The sequence below is a fragment of the Streptococcus danieliae genome, from assembly GCF_009767945.1.
In the GTDB taxonomy this organism is placed as follows: domain Bacteria; phylum Bacillota; class Bacilli; order Lactobacillales; family Streptococcaceae; genus Streptococcus; species Streptococcus danieliae.
The window spans coordinates 1-17,671 of sequence record NZ_WSRS01000033.1; the positions used below are offsets into that span (position 1 = coordinate 1).

General features: G+C 46.4%; 14 protein-coding genes, 1 pseudogene and 1 other annotated feature. Of the genes and pseudogenes, 1 reads left to right on the forward strand and 14 read right to left on the reverse strand.

Features of this window, described 5'->3' with window-relative positions:
* From E5983_RS04655 to E5983_RS04695, 9 genes and pseudogenes are all read right to left on the reverse strand, one after another.
* Window positions 1-134: IS630 transposase-related protein (locus E5983_RS04655; protein ID WP_160332751.1), on the reverse strand; the 134-nt coding region annotated here is incomplete at its 3' end.
* A 46-nt stretch (window positions 135-180) separates the two neighbouring features.
* Window positions 181-855: pseudogene (locus E5983_RS04660) on the reverse strand (IS30 family transposase); the annotation flags it as partial.
* Window positions 856-1,147: 292 nt separating this feature from the next.
* On the reverse strand, window positions 1,148-2,551 hold the full coding sequence (locus E5983_RS04665; RefSeq protein ID WP_160332752.1) for a polysaccharide deacetylase family protein: 1,404 nt from the start codon (window positions 2,549-2,551) through the stop codon (window positions 1,148-1,150).
* A gap of 161 nt (window positions 2,552-2,712) precedes the next feature.
* On the reverse strand, window positions 2,713-3,072 hold the full coding sequence (gene rplT, locus E5983_RS04670; RefSeq protein WP_160332753.1) for a 50S ribosomal protein L20: 360 nt from the start codon (window positions 3,070-3,072) through the stop codon (window positions 2,713-2,715).
* Window positions 3,073-3,109: 37 nt separating this feature from the next.
* Window positions 3,110-3,310 (reverse strand): 50S ribosomal protein L35, encoded by a 201-nt coding sequence (gene rpmI, locus E5983_RS04675; protein ID WP_135037788.1) that lies wholly within the window; start codon window positions 3,308-3,310, stop codon window positions 3,110-3,112.
* Window positions 3,311-3,339: 29 nt separating this feature from the next.
* Complete coding sequence (gene infC / locus E5983_RS04680) at window positions 3,340-3,870, reverse strand: translation initiation factor IF-3 (protein WP_135037791.1); 531 nt, start codon at window positions 3,868-3,870, stop codon at window positions 3,340-3,342.
* A 15-nt stretch (window positions 3,871-3,885) separates the two neighbouring features.
* Window positions 3,886-4,013: a sequence feature (ribosomal protein L20 leader region), on the reverse strand.
* Window positions 4,014-4,358: 345 nt separating this feature from the next.
* Entirely contained in the window at window positions 4,359-4,781 is a 423-nt protein-coding gene (locus E5983_RS04685) for a DUF7679 family protein (protein WP_414486768.1), read from the reverse strand.
* A 239-nt stretch (window positions 4,782-5,020) separates the two neighbouring features.
* A complete protein-coding gene (gene cmk, locus E5983_RS04690) occupies window positions 5,021-5,692 on the reverse strand; it encodes a (d)CMP kinase (protein WP_160332755.1) in 672 nt (223 codons plus the stop codon).
* Between the two features lie 8 nt (window positions 5,693-5,700).
* The gene (locus tag E5983_RS04695) at window positions 5,701-6,135 is read right to left on the reverse strand and encodes an SAG1386/EF1546 family surface-associated protein (RefSeq protein WP_160332756.1); all 435 of its coding nucleotides are present in this window, start codon (window positions 6,133-6,135) and stop codon (window positions 5,701-5,703) included.
* A gap of 54 nt (window positions 6,136-6,189) precedes the next feature.
* Between E5983_RS04695 and E5983_RS04700 the strand changes: the two genes are divergently transcribed.
* Window positions 6,190-6,381, forward strand: coding sequence for a ferredoxin (locus E5983_RS04700; protein WP_160332757.1), 192 nt, complete (start codon window positions 6,190-6,192; stop codon window positions 6,379-6,381).
* Here E5983_RS04700 and E5983_RS04705 read toward each other — a convergent pair.
* The 5 genes from E5983_RS04705 to lepA are packed head-to-tail and all read right to left on the reverse strand — an operon-like array spanning window position 6,378 to window position 16,666.
* The gene (locus E5983_RS04705; RefSeq protein ID WP_160332758.1) at window positions 6,378-6,857 is read right to left on the reverse strand and encodes an EbsA family protein; all 480 of its coding nucleotides are present in this window, start codon (window positions 6,855-6,857) and stop codon (window positions 6,378-6,380) included. The two genes, E5983_RS04700 and E5983_RS04705, sit on opposite strands and share 4 nt — an antisense overlap.
* 56 nt (window positions 6,858-6,913) lie before the next feature.
* Complete coding sequence (addA, locus tag E5983_RS04710) at window positions 6,914-10,516, reverse strand: helicase-exonuclease AddAB subunit AddA (RefSeq protein ID WP_160332759.1); 3,603 nt, start codon at window positions 10,514-10,516, stop codon at window positions 6,914-6,916.
* A 1-nt stretch (window position 10,517) separates the two neighbouring features.
* Window positions 10,518-13,754, reverse strand: a complete 3,237-nt coding sequence (gene rexB / locus E5983_RS04715; RefSeq protein WP_160332760.1) for an ATP-dependent nuclease subunit B — start codon at window positions 13,752-13,754, stop codon at window positions 10,518-10,520.
* A gap of 2 nt (window positions 13,755-13,756) precedes the next feature.
* Window positions 13,757-14,791: a M42 family metallopeptidase gene (locus tag E5983_RS04720; RefSeq protein ID WP_160332761.1), complete on the reverse strand. Its 1,035-nt coding sequence runs from the start codon at window positions 14,789-14,791 to the stop codon at window positions 13,757-13,759.
* A 51-nt stretch (window positions 14,792-14,842) separates the two neighbouring features.
* Complete coding sequence (lepA, locus tag E5983_RS04725; RefSeq protein ID WP_160332762.1) at window positions 14,843-16,666, reverse strand: translation elongation factor 4; 1,824 nt, start codon at window positions 16,664-16,666, stop codon at window positions 14,843-14,845.
* Window positions 16,667-17,671 lie beyond the last annotated feature (1,005 nt).

Below are 17,671 nucleotides of genomic sequence, written 5' to 3' on the forward strand. Positions count from 1 at the left end.
GTTTTCTCTTTTAATTTAATCCATTGATAAATGGTATTACGAGAAATTTGGAAAACAGTTGCTGCTTCAGAAATACTACCAATATTCTCACAATATGCAAGAACTTTTTCACGAAAATCTACTGAATATGCCATAAAAATAGTATAGTACAAAGTGTGCGGTTTTTGTTTCATTCTACTATAAAATTTGGCTAAGTGTTTGATTCACGGATTGAGCAGTTTTATCAGGAATTAGTCTCATGATTTGATGACGACTACGACGATCTGTCATTACCAATAAGCATTTATTCTTTTCTTTAGTCAAAACAACCGTATCAATCTCATAGTGAGAATTCGCTATTCGAAGATTAATCTGCTCAGGTCTTTCTTCAATTGAATTGCCTGCAGGTTTGAAACTTGAGCTAGCTTGTTTCTGACTAGTTTTCCTTCTTCTAGGATAAAGCATATCTTTACTAGTTAATCCAAGGTGACCATTGTGAATTCAGTAGTAAATAGTTGTAACTCCCGCTTCAACATCCTTTGTCTTAACCATCATTTCAGGCGAATACTTTTGGCGATGATAGTGAAGAATTTTGTCCTTCATTTTCTTAGTAAGAATCAGCTTTTTAACAGATCGTTTACGATTTTTCTCGTAATTAGCTTGAGCGACATCGGCTGAATAGACATATTTAAAGAGTCCTTTTCTCACTTGTTGTAAGACTTGCCCTCGCTTGATCTCGTTATTGATTGTTTGAGGAGCTCTTCCAAGTAGGCAAGCAATTTCTAGATTGGATTTTCCTTCTTTGTTCCATCGTTCAATGTAGCGACGATCATGAATTGTCAAATGTTTTCCTTTTGTTGTATAATTGTTTTGCATCTCTGTGCCCTTCCTTTTGTTTGTGGTGAACAAAAAGTATAACACGGAGGTGTTTTCTTATACCTTACAAAAGGATTTCATTTGACAACAGGGACTTTTGAAGCTGTTTTGAGGGCTAAACCAAGGCTATCATTAGCCTTGGCCAATTAGCCTAACAGCTCCAAACCTATTATCAAATGAAATCAGACAACTAATCAGAATGAGTTATAGCACTTATCTAGCAGATATGATGGGTAGTTAACTTCATTTTAAAATTTTTGTTTATTATTTTGTTAGCTCATCTTGTCGCCCTCTACTCGTCAATCAAACCGTCACGGTCATAATAGATACCTTGGGGATCGATTCCCTTGGTTTTAAGCAGGTCGCTGACAGTGACAAATTCATAGCCTTCCTCTTTGAGGTAGTCGATAACAGCTGGAACGGCGTCTATTGTTTCCTTATGGATGTCATGCATGAGCACAATACCGCCAGGTCGGGCATAGGTCTTGACCTGTTCCAAAATCATGGCTGGGTTATGGCTTTGCCAGTCCAGGGTATCTACTGACCAGAGGATGGTTGGAAGGCCACCGTAAAGTTGGGTTTGGCTGGTGTAATTACCAAATGGTGGTCGGAACAATTTGGAATCGATACCTGTAGCACGTTTGATTTCACTTTGGGTATCGCGAATCTCCGCCAGAGCTCCATCCGTCGGAAGCAACTGGAGATTCGGGTGATTAAAGGTATGATTGGCGATCTCCGATCCACGCTTACTCATCCGTTTCAGAATCTGCTCGTTTCCTGCCACATTCCGTCCTAAGACAAAGAAGGTTGCGGGAACTTTTTCCTGTTCCAAAATGTCCAGCAACTTAGGTGTTAACTGGCTATCTGGTCCATCATCAAAAGTTAAAGCGATGACCTTCTTGGTTGAGGGAGCAATGTAAGCCTGGTAGGATTCCGCATCCGCACCCTTGAGTATCTCTGGATTAATCACATCAAACAAGATGGTTAGGGGAACCGCCACTTGCTTTACCTCCCCAATGGCTTGCGGGAGATGGATCCAGAAGCTTTTCTTGTCATAATAGAAGTCCCAATCTGCTAGATCTGTGTATTGCAAGGTCTCTACAACTTCTGCCACACGATCTGTATTGAGATTCTGGGCTAAGAGATTAGCCTTAATCATATCCAACATCTTAGACTGAGCTGCTTCTGGATCTTGGAAGAGTTCATCCAGCTGTAGCTGTTTCCCCTCGTCAGTATAGTAATAAGAGGCTAAAGTAGTCTCTTTTTCTGTTCCTACATAGGTCGAGGAAATCGGGTACTCCCTTTTCAAAAGCTTCACTTGCTGGGTATTGGCAAAAGCCCCTTCTTCTTTATCCACCAGATAAAAAATCAAGGCATTCAAATCCTTATCTTGACCTTCCGGATTCAATTTCTGGGTATCGGCTAAAATGAGTTCCTGAATCTGCTGGTTGGTGCTGCTTTCCAAATTGCTGGGATAATAAGCGACCACCTCAGCCTGCCCAATCCGACCATACTGCTTGCTACTCTTGGACTCCTTGGCCAAGGCCTTATGCTCCTGCTTGAGCTGCTCAATCTTGGATGTGGCCTGCCAACGGTCAAATTGCTCCGGCAACATGGGCAGCAATAAAAGAGCAGCCGCTAACATACCTAAAAAGACCCCCAGCAATAACCAATTCTTCGGACTAATCTTCTTCACAAACCTAACTCTCTTTCCTATCTTCATAAAAACTATTGTACGATAGATAGCAGGAATATTCAAATGATTTTGCTGGTATCGGGAGAGGAATTTGGAGAAGGGATTCCTAAGTCCAAAAATACACAAAGTCCCCCCTGGAAAACCCAAGGAGGACAAACCGATTATTTAGCTAGTTTTGCTTTTGCAGCGTCTGCCAAAGCTGTGAAAGCTGCCGCATCGTTTACTGCAAGGTCTGCAAGCATTTTGCGGTTCACTTCGATTTCAGCCAATTTCAATCCATGCATCATTTGTGAGTATGAAAGTCCGTTCATACGAGCTGCCGCATTGATACGTGTGATCCATAGTTTACGGAAGTCACGTTTCTTTTGACGACGGTCACGGTATGCATAGTAGTAAGAGTTCATGACTTGTTCTTTCGCTGTGCGGAACAAGATATGTTTAGCTCCATAGTAACCTTTAGCGAGCTTTAGAATACGTTTACGACGTTTGCGTGATACAACGCCACCTTTAACACGTGCCATTTAGTTTTCCTCCAGTTTCTAGTTATACGAGTGTGTCTTATTTAAGACCTGTAAGCATTGATTTGATACGTTTGAAGTCTCCTGCAGAAACCATAGAAGCTTTGCGAAGGTGACGACGTTGTTTTTTAGTTTTTCCGTGGAAACGGTGTGAAGTGTAAGCACGGAAGCGTTTTAGTCCGCCTGAACCAGTACGTTTGAAACGTTTAGCAGATGCGCGGTGAGTTTTTTGTTTTGGCATGATTTCTCCTCTTTTCTAGTGATCAGACTTTATTTTTTGTCTGGAATTGGAGCCAATTGCATGAACATTTGACGTCCATCCATTTTCGCTCTTTGCTCAATGATAGAAACATCTTGTGTTGCCTGAGCAAAATCAGCGAGAACCTTAGCTCCAATTTCTTTGTGGGTGATCATCCGACCTTTGAATCGAATGGACACTTTGACTTTATTTCCTTTTTCAAGGAATTTGCGTGCATTCCGAAGTTTTGTCTCGAAGTCACCTTTGTCGATTGTTGGACTTAGACGAACTTCTTTGACGGTCACAACGCTTTGTTTTTTACGCTGTTCCTTTTGCTTTTTCTGGTACTCAAATTTGAACTTACCATAGTCCATAATTTTAGCAACCGGTGGCTTTGCTTGGGGCTGAATTAGAACCAAATCAACATTGGCATCATCAGCGATGGCTTGGGCTTCGCTCAATGGCTTAATACCAAGCTGCTCCCCTTCAAGACCAATCAAGCGAACTTCACGCACACGAATTTCATCATTGATGAATAAGTCTTGTTTTGCTATGGTGTTCACCTCTTTTTTTTATTTCGAGAAAAACAAGAGTGGGTCTGCTAACGCACACCCACTCACACGAATAGAATCCCTTTCAGGACTTGAATCGTAGAGCCAGACAACGTTAGTCGCAAGGCGAGAAGCTCTCACTTCTGCTTTTCTCATGTAATCCATTGTACCATATAGAAATTATCTGTCAACTACTTTTTTTAATTTATAGTCGTTTAGTTTATGGGGACCTCTAAAAACCCCAGTTTTTCTTCAAATTTAATCACTCAAACCTTGATAAATCAACATTTAGATTTTCAGAAATTTAGTTTTTAGAGGTGCCCTTATATTTTATTACTGCGTTAGCTCGTATTGCCGTACCTCAGTACTGTCTGCGACTCGCTGCCTTGTACTAAAAGTAAACTAAAAGACTATATTTGGATTTAAAATCCTGGAAACGCTCGTAGGACCCTTGAGAGTGATTTTTCATCCCGAACTGATCCCCTATTTGGAATAGAAAATCACCGACTTTTAAAGAGTCGCCATTTCCAACGGCCATAATCCAGCAATAGGATCAGTTTATTTTTACGGGGATAGTCGTGTTGGATAAAACGCAGACTATCTCGAAAATTTGTCAAACCATCTTGCTGCCAATTTTCCTTTGTCAGAAATTGTCCGCGTGTCCGTCTTCTTTGTTGCTTCTTTGACGAGAAACTTCTTTTGACCCTGGCCAAGCGAATGGTTGGCTGGTAGTTATTCTCCTTGCTATAGGTAGCACCTGGGATGTTTATGAGCGCATCCGCTAATAAATTTTCCCAGGTTATTGGATGAGCCTGACGATAGGCTCGCATTGCACCTTGCAAATCATTTGGAAGTTGCAAACAGATGGTTTCGCCTGCTAAGGTTTCAACTTCCACATAATAATAACTCTTTCCCATGTTCATTCTCCTTCCCTGCATTCTACCATGACAGAACCGTGAGCTAAAAGACAGCTAGAAAGGCAAAAAGGGAGTGGGACAGAACTAAATTTGAAAAAATTTAGTTCGTAGTCCCACCCCCGCAAGGCTGATTAGGCCCTCTTCCGAGCTTGAAAAGCGAACGAAGAGGGCAATCAGCTACTGCGTCAAAGGCATTTTGCTAACCAAAGTCAATGAGGCTAGACTTTTGTCCCAGCCTCATTTTCTTAGTTTATTTTTTCAATTTCAGATTCAATAAAAGCGAGGACACCATCAATGGATACGCCTGTGGTATCAAAATGGGTGGCATCTGCTGCCGGTTTCAAGGGGGAAACTTGGCGGTGACTGTCTTTATAGTCCCGTTCAGCAATTTCAGCTTTTAAGGCTTCTAAATCAGTTTCGATTCCCCGGCTAAGGTTCTCCTTGTAGCGGCGTTCTGCTCGTTCATCGACAGAGGCAACTAGGAAAATCTTAACCTGTGCCTGGGGCAAAACAGTGGTTCCGATATCACGGCCATCCATGACAATCTCTCCAGCTTGAGCCAAGGCTTGTTGTTGTTGAACCAGCTTTTCCCGAACGGCTGGTAGGGCTGCGACGGTAGAGACAGCCTGGGTTACATCCGGTTGGCGGATGGCATCTGTAATGTCAATCGAACCAACATATACCAGTTGCTCGCCGCCCGTGTTACGGCCAAAGGAAATCGGCGCAGCATCGAGGGCTGCGACAATCCCAGCCGCATCTTCTAAGTCCAATCCTTCTTGGAGGGCTAGGTAGGTTGCCGCCCGGTACATGGCACCTGTATCCAGATAAGTATAGCCATGTTTTTTAGCTAAAAGTTTGGCAACTGTACTTTTCCCGCTAGACGCTGGGCCGTCAATCGCAATTTGTAATACTTGCATGCTCTCTCCTACTCAACCCGCACTTCATCACCTGGGTTGGCATACCAAGAACCAGTACGCATATTCCCTGGATTTAGAGCTTCCAATTCCGCAATCGAGATACCAGCACGCGCTGCAATAGCTGCTTCTCCCTCACCTGCTTGAACCGTGATCGTTGCTCCACCAGTTGTATTTTCCTTGCTGGAACTAGCCGTTGTCTCCTCGGTTTCTTCTTCCTCTTCAGAAGGCTTGCTGCTGGCCTCAGACGCAGGCTGGGCATTGCCAGCAGACACTTCTGAACTATAGAAGCCTTGCATGGCTTCCTGCTTATTGCTGCCGCCAACGGAAAGGAAAATCAAAATTCCTGAAATCATGATCACGACAATGGCTGTTGCGGAAATCGCCCAAACCAACCATGAATTGAGTTTTTCATCCGAAATCTCATTTTTACGTTTTCTACTCAAACTTTTCTACCTCTTCTTCTTGTTTTTTAGTCCCATTCCTTATAAAATAGAACTATGAAAGTAACACTAATTCCTGAACGCTGCATCGCTTGCGGCCTTTGTCAAACCTACTCTGATGTTTTTGACTACCATGATAATGGCATTGTTAAATTCTATCAAAGTGACCAACTCAGCCTCGAGTTAGACGAAACTCCTGAACTCATCCAGGCCATCAAAGAATGTCCGACACGGGCCATTGAACACTAGGCCTTCTCTTTATAATAAACCTCATAATAATCCAAGTGGATCAGGTGGTCCGTCAAAACCACCTCTCCCCGGAAATGAGGATTGAGAGCTAAGGCGTTTACGAAGTATTTCTTAGGCCATTTTCGCATGTAATAGGTCCGTCCTTTTTCATGACCAAATAAATAAAGGGTAATAGAGGTTTTCGTGACCTCTATTTTTTCAATCTGGTCAATGGCTAATTTGGAAGGCTGGAAGGGGTTAGCGGAAATAATCCGTAAGGTCCCTGATTCATAGATCGTGAAATACCTATGAAAACCAATGCCCAACAAAATCATAAAGAGAACAAAGGACGATAGAACCACCATGGGAATCTGCGAACTTTCGTACATCAAGGCCAAACCTAGAAAAATAGGGACCAAAGAGAGTGACCAATAGATAATCAGGATGGATAGTTGCGGCTGCCAATGGTAGCGTACTTGACCAAATATTTTTATCATGGTCCACCTCCTCCCTACTAGTGTAGCATAAATGCTCGAAAATGGGGAGACCCTGATTAGGAATCCGCTAATGCAACCACTTGAATCTCCGATCCCCCTAACAGAATCAGATAAGTTTCAACCTTAGAAATCCCATAAGATTGCCGTAAAGCCTGGGCATATAAGCCCATTTGCCCCCGGTAACGATCCGCTACCCGAGCTGGATTTCGGTAACGGTCTGTCTTGTAATCAAATAACACAAGCCGGTCCTCAAACACGAGATAGCCATCCAGGATCCCCCGCACCACAAACTCCTCACCACTAGCCGCATCTGTCTGTAACATGGCAAAAGGTGCTTCGCGGTAGAGCCGATCAGGGTTAGCCAGAAAGAGCTGCCCCAGCTCTGTTTGGAAAAAGTCCAAGACCTTGGTCAAGGGCAGGGCCTTGGCCAGGGCGGGCTCCAACTTCATCTGCTGCAAACGCTCTTGCAGCAGGGCTTCATCTACCCGTCCCTGCGACAAATCCAAGCCCTGCATAAAGGCATGGAGGCTAGACCCCAGTTGACTAGCTGTAATGGTTGACTTCTTAGCTCCCAAGATTGGCAGACTAAAGTCCAAAGTCTGAGGCTTGACCTCCACCATGTGGGCCATTCCTTCAAGGTCAAAGACAGGCTGGTAGAGTTCTTTCATTTGACTTGGAGTTCGAACCGTCGGCAATTGAATGGCTGGCTGATAAAGGGTGTTCAAGCGGTCGACATTTTCAATGATGTCCAAGGCACGCGCCAGTTGGTCCGATTGCCGATTGTTCTTGAGATCAGCAGGGTCAAGGGGCAAGCTCGGAGCTTCCTTGTGGACTTCCCTTAAATTAATGTCTTCCTGCCCTAAAATCGTCACTGCCAACTCCTCTTTAAAGCTGGGGAAGCCAGCTGTAACCGCTAAAATCCAGTCTTGGAAATTGCTGTAGCCCAACCGATCGCTGGCTGGTAAAAATTGACTGGCCGTCAGATCGGGATAGGCATCTGCCAGCTTGCTGGCCTTACCTCGACCAACTAAGAAGAGCTGTTTCTCAGCCCGGGTCATGGCCACATACAAGAGCCGCATTTCCTCAGACAGGGTCTGGCGCCGCTTCTCCTGCTGAATCCGCTGGTAGGTCAATGAAGGGACAGAGAGCCGTACCGACTGCAAATGGTTGGGCTGATCATTCGGTGTATCGAGGAGCTTCACCGACTGGATCCCAATCCCTAGGTCCCGGCTCAGAAGCATCCGCTTTTTCAGATCCTCACTATTAAAATCCTTGTCCAGGTTATAGATAAAGACATAGGGAAATTCCAAGCCCTTACTCTTGTGAATGGTCAGAATTTGCACAGCATCCTCATCCACTTCGGCAACCACATCCGCCAAATCCTTGTCCGCCGCAAGGATTTTTTCAATCCGGTCAATAAAGCGCGCCAGCCCCTTGAAGCCGCCCTGCTCAAACTGCCGAGCTCGTAAGGCCAAGGAATAGAGATTGGCCTGGCGTTTAGCCCCATCTGGCAAGGCTCCGACATAGTCATAATAGTGCCGCTGGTTGTAAATGTTCCAAATCAGATCATAGAGACTATGTAATTTAGCATAAGCCCGCCAAGTCTCTAGATACTCCAAGAAGTGCTGAATCTTATCCTTGAGCGCGCCCTCAATTAAGTCTGGCGCAGCCCCAGTTCCAGCCTGGGCTTTTTTTAATTTTTCAAAAAAAGAAAGCGAAACGGCCTGTTCTTGTAGGGCAATGCGGGCCAATTGATCCTCATCAAAACCAAACATAGGCGATTTGAGCAAGGCCAGAAGGGCATAGTCCTGGAGGGGGTTGTAGAGGGTTCGCAGGGTATCCAGCATGACCATGACCTCAACGGCTTGGAGATAAGACCCCTGCCCCTGGTCCTCCACAAAGGGGATCTCCCATTGGTAGAACAGCTCCACCAAAGGCTTATTGCGAGTCCGGCTTTCAACCAAAACACAAATGTCCTTGTAGGCTACACCTGACTCATGAAGGGCTTGGATCTGAGCTACCAAGACATGACCTTCATGCAAGGGACCCTCACTTTCCTGGTCAAAAATCAAACACTGGGCCTGCTTTTGCTGCTCAGGCTGCTTCTGGCCAGGACTGCCTGCCACCAAGAAATGAACCTGATTGTAATCAATCTCTCCGACCTCTTCATCCATCAAGTGTTTAAAGAGGCCATTGGTAGCTACCAGAACAGACTCCTGACTCCGGAAATTCTCCTTAAGCAAAATCAGGCGCCCCTGTTCTGGTTCTTCCTGATAGAGCTTAAATTTTTGGTTAAAAATCTCAGGTTCTGCCTGGCGGAAGCGGTAAATGGACTGCTTAATATCCCCCACCATAAAGCGATTGTGACCGTTCGAAATCAGTTCTAGCACCTCCTCCTGCAGGGAGTTGGTATCCTGGTATTCATCGACCATGACCTCATGATAGTTGGCAACCAAGTCAGCCCGTAAATCCGGAAAATCCCGCAATAGGCGGAGTACCAAGTGACTGACATCACTAAAAGTAAAGGCATTTTCAGCCAGCTTGGCCTCCTGCAAGGCTTGGTAATAATCCTTGACAAAGGCCTTGAGAGCTCCCAGTAGGTGGGCCACCTCCCCTTCCTGCTCCAGAATAAATGGCAGAGCCTGGATAGCCTGGGCTTGGTCCACAATCAACTTCAGAAAATCATACTTGACCTTGGCGACTGTAATTGTTCCTGTCTTAGGAAGCAGCAACAACATTTGATTCAAGCTGGCTTCGATTTCTGCCCAAGTCTCAAAAGTCACAAATTGATCGGCTAACAGTCGCAACCCCTCAATCATTTGTTCATGTTTCAGAAAGACTGCTGTTTTCTGACCGTCTTTTTTGAACATTTTATAATCCGGATCTTGGGTCAAATCATAGAGCTGATCGGCCGCCGCTAGACAAGATTTGCCAAAGGCTGGGTAGAGCTCCCGCACCAGCTCCTGTAGGTCTTGCGATTCTTGATCGCCAACCGCCTGCTCCAACCACTCCAGGGGCCGAGGCAGAGCATCCATAAAGTCGGCCAACTGATAGACCACTTGGCGAAAACCGCCGATATCCTTGGCCTGACCGGTGAAGTTGGTCACCAAACGGTAAAACTCCTCTTCCCCAGGTCCGGAGCTATAGCTTTCAAAAACCTGGCTAAAAACCTCCTTCTGGAACTGGAGCAACTCACTGGGGTCAGATAGAATCCGAAAATTAGGACTCAGACTCAAACGATAACCTTCTCGGGCTAGCAATTTCTGGTTAAAGGCATCCATGGTGCCGATATCGCTCAGGGGCAGTAACTGGCGCTGACGGAGTAGGTGTTCCCGTAACTGGGGATTTAAATTCTGATCCCCTAGTTTTTCTGTTAGCTTGGCCTGGAGCCGTTCTTTTAATTCCCCAGCTGCCTTGACGGTAAAGGTCGACACAAAGAGTTGGTTAATCCCAATCCCCCGGCTTAGCTGATCCAGGATCCGCTCAACCATGACAAAGGTTTTCCCTGAACCTGCCGAGGCTGATACCAAAATATTTTGACCCGAGCTGTAAATCGCTAGGATTTGTTCCGAGGTGCGTTTGCGGTCGGTTTGCAACTGGGCCTCTTGTTCTTGCAAGAGGCGAATCTCTTCTTCGTTTAAAAAAGCAATGGGCTTCATCTTATTCTTCCTCCTGCTCCTCCTGTTTCTCCATTCCCAAATCTTGGCTGATTTTCGCGAACCAGTCCTCCTTCTTCGTCGAACCGTCTAGCTGATCCAAAATCCGTAAGTTCTGGTAATGGTAGGGGGTTTCAAACTGGGTGATGGCCTTGTATTGGTCAACATAGGCACGTACAGACTGACCATCTTCACTAATCGGCTGAATCGGGAATTGCCCAGACCGGATGGCTTGGGCAGCCTGTTGGAAGAGCTGGCGATTGTAGGCTAGTAAGAGAGCCAATTCTTCTTCCTCTAAAGTAAAGTCCTTGCGACCACTTTTCAGCAAGTATTGCTCACTCAGCTTGTCTTTTTCCTTGCTCAAAAAGAGTCCCTTGTAAGTAAATTCCTTCATAGCCTGGGCCAGGTACCAACCCGCTTCCTCTTGTTTTTTAAAGGAAATGAGGGGGTTGGTCAGGTGGAAATACATGGCGCCAAAGACCTGATCTTGTGACAGGTAGTCCAAATAGGTTACTAGCTGGGAGTTGAGACCATTGTAAAAATCGGGATAGGAAAAGGTCTGACTAGCCGATTTATAGTCCACCACTCCCTTGATTGAGGTTCCCTGCAATTGATCGATCCGGTCAATGACTCCACTGACATAGAGCTGGTCCTCTGGTGACAAAAGGTAGCGGAAACGCTGCTCCTCCTCAATCGTTTCCGTAACGGGAGCCACCAAGGTTTTAGCCGATGTCCGAACAATATCCAAAAGCATCCGTTGGGAAAAACGACTTTCGCCATCTAGCCCATAACGATAGGTCACATAGTTTTGGCGATTGACGGTTTGAATGGCAGTCTGTAGGGCCTGAGCCGGTTCCTGCTTGGCCAGATGGCCAAAATATTCCTCAAAAATGTGGTGCATGTACTGGCCATGAATACGGGCATCGGGATGCACACTGCCCTCTTCCCGCAAGCGGAGTACATGTTTCAGATAGAAGGAATAGGGATTCTTGTAGTAGTCCGTTAAACTGGACACCGACAACTGCAGGCCCTGATCTTGCGGGTAGAGATGAGCCAGGGTCGCAGGACTAAGCGGCCGGCTCTGAACCTGATAGTTGAGCCCAGGCAGACTGAGATCTTTCTGGTTCAGATACCGACGCAGGTGACGAACCAAGGCCTTCCAGTAAGACTCCTGCTCCGGCTGCCACTCCTCCTCGATGCCTGTCTGGTAGAGATCGATGACCTGCGACAACAAGCCTTGATAGGAACCAATATCATCCGGACTTGAGCCAGCCGCCGGTTCCTTTTGCCACTCAAGGCCAAAGTTGGTCAAGACTTGAAGATAACTGGAAGCCTGTTTTTCCCCATTATCAATCTGACCTGGACAGGTCAGGTAGAGCCTTTCCTGGGCCGCATTCAACAGCGACAGGGCGGTAAACTGGTTCTTGGGTCCATTTTCCCGCCAAGAAATCAAAAGTCCTTGACCTTGGTCTAGGTTCTGATTGAGCCGCTCCTTTTCCTCCATGCTGAGTAAGCCCATATCCCGCGTTTCTTTGGGGAAGAAATCTTCGCTCAAACCGATCGCAAAAACCTGTTTCGCAAGCAAGGGCTGGACCAAGTCATAGGACTGGACCTGAACCACATCAACTGTCGCTGGAACAGTTCGATAAGTGGCCAATTGGACACCAGCCCGCCAGAGCTCCAAAAAAGCAGCCAGGGTCAAGGGAGTCTCCCCCACCAGCCGGTCCATTTGGACAAACAAGTCGCTAAAAGCCTTCCAAGCCTCCGCCTGCTGCTCTTGCTCCCGTAAATCCAAGTCCTGGCTTAGCCGAGCCAGGTTGGCCGGCAAAGCAATTTCTTCCAACAAAGCCCGAAACTTTTTGAGCAGGCTGCTCCCTTTTTGCTTTCTCGCTTTGACAAAAGGTAAAAGAGGGGCCAGCACCGCGTCGCGAATCTGGTTGAGTCTGTCTAAATCGTAACGATCTCCGTCATTGGCGGTAAAGGTCCGCTGTAAGGCAGTGAGACCATTGCAATCACTAAAGCGTAAATAGGATTCTAGCTGGTCCAAATCTGCGGTCGCAAAAGAACCGTAGAGCCCCGTTTGTAGGAGATTGACCAAATCCTCTCGGCGAAAATGGCGGCGAACCAGACTTTCCAGAGATTCCACAAAATGGACCAGCGGGTGGTCCGCCATGGACTCCCGACGCCCGATATAAAAAGGAATCTGGTAACGATCAAAAATCGTCGCCACCTGCGGAGCATAGGTGTCCACATCGCCCAAAAGCAGGCGGATTTCCTTATAGCGGTAGCCATCCGCCAGCAGGCGACGGATTCTCCGCGCCACCCACTCAATTTCCTGCTGGGGATTGGCCAATTTGTGGAGGGAAAGCGGAAGCTCTAGTGGAGCCTGCTCGGTCTTGGGACCAAATTCATAAAACCGCTCCAGTCGATCGGTCAGCTTCTGAAAGGAATCGTCCTTACTAGGAGAGCCGGTCACAATTTCTGCCTGAAAGTCCCGACCCAAATCCTGAATCAACTCCACACTGGCCTGATACAAATTGCCTTCCAAATACTGCTGCTCTCGGGCCCTTTGACTGGCATAGGTGCCCACAACAAGGGGACAACCCTTGCGGTGCAGGAGACCCAACAGGTGTTTTTCCTCCGCCGAAAAGCGAGTAAAGCCGTCGATCACCAAGGCTATCTTGGCTAGGCTAGCGTCTAGACTCCCCGACTCTAGCTTGCGAATAAAATGGGCTAGGGCTGTTGCAGGCAGGTAACCTTCCGCCACCATACTTTCATCTAAGGCTTGAAAAATCACCTGCAGGTCATGGGCCTTGGCCGCATTGTCCAAATTGCCCAGATCTGCAACACTCATCCGAGCTTCCTGCAATTCCTTATACAGAGCCGCCACTTCTTGGACAAAGGCCGGATCCTTACGAATCCGCCCATAAGCGCGGAACTGGTCCACCGGGATAGTCTGCAGGACCCGGTAAATCAAGAGCTGCAAGCCCAAGTCATCCAGGCGCTCCGCTTCGACCTCCTGATCCAGCGTTAGGTAGCGGGTCATTTGTTGGAAGCGGGTCACGGTGATACCAAAAGAAGCCTTGTTGGGCAAACATGCCAAAACCTGTCTTTCTTTTTCGAAAGACAGGGAATTGGGAGCGATGTAAAATACGCGGTAACCTTGAGATTCTAGGTCCAAGGCTTCCTGGACCAAGTCCTTAACCAGATTAGCCCGAATCGAGGTGTAGATTACTTTCATCTTTATCCTTCCATTAGAGGGGATTCTAGATAGCGCAACATTAAATCAGAGGTGGCTGTGAGCGAATCGACATGGGTTCGTTCATAGGAATGGCTAGACTCGATTCCAGGGCCGATTAAGGCGTGCCGCACATCCCAACCTGCAGTCATAGCGGCAGAAGCATCGCTACCATAGAAGGGGTAAATATCAATCTTGTAAGGAATCGCAAATTGCTGGGCCAACCCCTCTAACTGGCGCCGGAAGCCGTAATGGTAAGGACCTGTGGCATCCTTGCTACAGATGGATACGGTGTACTCATCCGTTGCCTGATCATCTCCCATAGCCCCCATATCGACCGCCAGGTATTCGACCACTCCGGCTGGGATCGACGAATTGGCCCCATGCCCCACTTCTTCAAAGGTTGAAAACAGGAAGTGGGTGGTTACTGGCAGTTGGGTCCCTTCTGCCTGAATCTGTTCCAATAGAGCCAAACAGATCGCCACACTAGCCTTGTCATCTAAAAAACGACTTTTGACAAATCCAGTCTCCGTCACCTGGGTCCGGGGATCGAAGGACACGAAGTCCCCAACCTGAATGCCCAAAGCCGCAGTCTCCTCAGCCTTGGTCACCCGAGCATCCAAACGCACTTCCATATTGTCTTGACTGCGTTCCAAAGTCCCTGCGTCTTTGTAGACATGAGTCGACGTTTGATGCAAGAGAATCGTCCCTGAAATCGTTGAACCATCAGCCAGATGCACCAAACAGTTCTCGCCTTCAATCATATTCCAAGGGAAGCCTCCAATTCGATCCAACTTCAAACGACCATCCGGTTTGATCGCACGCACCATAGCCCCCAAGGTATCGACATGAGCTGTCAGGAGACGAGCCGGTCCTGCCTCCTTGCCGACCAAAGTCACCAACACATTGCCCTTGGGACTAACCTGGGCTTGCAAGCCCATTTTCTCCAAGGTCTCCACTAGATAAGCCACAACCTCCCGGGTAAAGCCTGTTGGGGAGGGAATGGCTAACAACTCTTTTAGGTACTGCACTGTTTTCATTTTTTCTCCTTTACACAAAGTGGGTGGGCATAGCCCACCCACCTTCCGTCTTTATTCATCATCCATGGATAAGACGCTCAAGAAAGCTTCTTGAGGAACTTCAACTGATCCAATGGACTTCATCCGTTTCTTACCGGCTTTTTGTTTTTCTAAGAGTTTACGTTTCCGGGTCACATCTCCCCCGTAACACTTGGCCAAGACATTTTTCCGAAGGGCCTTGATATCCGTCCGAGCCACAATTTTATGGCCAATCGCCGCCTGGATAGGGACTTCAAATTGCTGGCGTGGGATGATTTTCTTGAGTTTTTCAACAATCACTTTTCCTCGTTCATAGGCAAATTCTTTATGGACAATAAAGCTGAGAGCATCGACCTTGTCCCCATTGAGGAGGATGTCCATTTTCACCAATTGGGATTTACGGTATTCCGAAATTTCATAATCGAAGCTAGCATAACCGCGCGTTGACGATTTCAATTTATCAAAGAAATCAAAGACAATCTCTGCCAAAGGAATCTGATAAATAACATTCACCCGGTTCTCGTCGATATAATCCATTGTTACAAAATCTCCCCGCTTGCGTTGGGCCAATTCCATAACCGCTCCCACAAATTCTTGAGGCACCATGATTTGCGCCTTGACATAAGGTTCCTCAATGGAATCAATCTTGGTTGGATCAGGGAACTCACTCGGATTAGAGACATCGATGACCTCGCCATCGGTCAGATTAACCTGGTAGATAACCGACGGCGCCGTCATGATGAGGTCAATATTAAACTCCCGCTCCAAACGTTCTTGAATAACGTCCATATGGAGCAATCCCAAGAAGCCACAACGGAAACCAAAACCTAGAGCTTGCGAAGTTTCTGGTTCAAATTGCAGACTGGCGTCGTTGAGCTGCAATTTCTCCAGTGCCTCCCGCAAATCGTTGTATTTATTCGACTCGATCGGGTAAAGACCAGCAAACACCATCGGGTTCATCTGCTTGTAACCTGCCAAAGGCGCCTCTGCTGGATTTGCAGCTAGAGTCACCGTATCCCCCACACGGGTATCTTGAACGGTCTTGATCGAAGCCGCAATGTAACCAACATCCCCTGTTGCTAGGTAATCTCTCCCCACCGCTTTCGGCGTAAAGATTCCCACTTCAGTGACATCAAAGGTCTTCCCGTTACTCATCAACTGGATCTTATCCCCAGGCTTGACCAGACCATCCATCACTCGAACCTGCAAGATAACCCCACGATAGGCATCATAGACAGAATCAAAAATCAAGGCCTTGAGCGGAGCCTCCACATCCCCAGTTGGGGCTGGAACCTTCTCCACAATCTGCTCGAGAATCTCTTCAATCCCGATCCCCGCTTTAGCAGACGCCAAAACCGCCTCAGAGGCATCCAAACCAATGACATCCTCCACCTCGGTCCGCACCCGCTCCGGATCTGCAGCTGGCAAATCGATCTTATTAATAACCGGCAAGATTTCCAAATCATTGTCTAGCGCCAGATAAACATTGGCCAGCGTCTGCGCCTCAATCCCCTGAGCCGCATCAACTACCAAGATCGCCCCCTCACAAGCAGCCAAGGAACGCGACACCTCATAGGTGAAATCCACGTGACCAGGCGTGTCGATCAAGTGAAAAATATAGGTCTCGCCATCTTTGGCCGTATAGTTTAACTCAATTGCATTCAGCTTGATGGTAATCCCCCGCTCACGCTCCAAGTCCATACTATCCAAAAGTTGTGCCTGCATTTCCCGGCTGGAAACAGTTTTAGTCGCCTCCAAAATCCGGTCTGCCAAGGTTGATTTCCCGTGGTCAATATGGGCAATAATCGAGAAATTACGAATTTTCTCCTGTCTTGCCTTTAAATCCTCAAACTTCATAAATACGTTCTCTTTCTTTTCATACCAAACAAAAATCAGAATACTCGAATCATTTCAAATCTATGACTAGGAAAGTCGACGAAGGGCAAACTGCAATTTATCTAGAAAGCTTGACAACGTCAGGTTTTAAAATTAAATGAGTATCCATTCTAAACTCCTACCATTATAACAAGAAGCCCCTCGCTTTTCAATTGTCTGTCGCTAAGAGGCAGGACAAACGCATGAAGAAAACATTCCTTTTAAAATTTTCAGAAACCGATAAATAGTAGATGTTCCAGCCTTCTAGGTCTAGGTTTTTGTTATGGATAAGATTAGACTTCCTGCAAAACAGTGACAGAACCTAAGATTTATCGGAGTCATCACTTGAAAAAGACTGAGTTACAAAATGTTTCAGGGTGGTTATACGATCTCTCCTGCTGAGAAATGGGATCTAATACATTAGTTCCGCAGGAAGTCTAATGATATAGGCTAGGGAATCAATTCCCTGTCTCATATCTGTTTTTCCAGCTATCAAATAGACCTGACCGAGGTCACAAAGATTTATCGTCCTAAACAAATTCGCATCCACTAAACCAATCTCCTCTACTCATGTTTTCTGAGACTAGTATAGCTAGATTTCTACTTTATCGGAAGATACCTTGTTATTGAGCGCTTACTTACATTCTAGTCACCCACTACAGTTGACAAAGAGCCATCTTTCCTGCCTATAACCCCATAACCCAAAAACGGTTCTATAATAAGTTGTGTGGAAAGTTCAAATTCCATACAGCTTTTTTTGTCATTCAGAGCACAAAAAAAGCAATTCCTGTTAAACTGATAAGTGAACAAAAAAACATCAGAATAGGAATTGCTTTATATGGATTATAATACTCAAAAATTACTCGGAATTCAAGACCTAGACATCACTTTCAAAGAAGACTGGCTTATTTATCGTAAAGATAGACGCAATCGTATGGCTCAAATCATCGAAGGCTCCTTAGAGAAACGCCCAAGTCATTGTCCCTC

Excerpts from the sequence above, each read along its gene's own strand:
- rplT (WP_160332753.1), bottom strand. The coding sequence starts at position 3,072 with ATGGCACGTGTTAAAGGTGGCGTTGTATCACGCAAACGTCGTAAACGT.
- rpmI (WP_135037788.1), bottom strand. The coding sequence starts at position 3,310 with ATGCCAAAACAAAAAACTCACCGCGCATCTGCTAAACGTTTCAAACGT.
- E5983_RS04685 (WP_414486768.1), bottom strand. The coding sequence starts at position 4,781 with ATGAACATGGGAAAGAGTTATTATTATGTGGAAGTTGAAACCTTAGCA.
- cmk (WP_160332755.1), bottom strand. The coding sequence starts at position 5,692 with ATGCAAGTATTACAAATTGCGATTGACGGCCCAGCGTCTAGCGGGAAA.
- E5983_RS04700 (WP_160332757.1), top strand. The coding sequence starts at position 6,190 with ATGAAAGTAACACTAATTCCTGAACGCTGCATCGCTTGCGGCCTTTGT.
- E5983_RS04705 (WP_160332758.1), bottom strand. The coding sequence starts at position 6,857 with ATGATAAAAATATTTGGTCAAGTACGCTACCATTGGCAGCCGCAACTA.
- addA (WP_160332759.1), bottom strand. The coding sequence starts at position 10,516 with ATGAAGCCCATTGCTTTTTTAAACGAAGAAGAGATTCGCCTCTTGCAA.
- rexB (WP_160332760.1), bottom strand. The coding sequence starts at position 13,754 with ATGAAAGTAATCTACACCTCGATTCGGGCTAATCTGGTTAAGGACTTG.
- E5983_RS04720 (WP_160332761.1), bottom strand. The coding sequence starts at position 14,791 with ATGAAAACAGTGCAGTACCTAAAAGAGTTGTTAGCCATTCCCTCCCCA.
- lepA (WP_160332762.1), bottom strand. The coding sequence starts at position 16,666 with ATGAAGTTTGAGGATTTAAAGGCAAGACAGGAGAAAATTCGTAATTTC.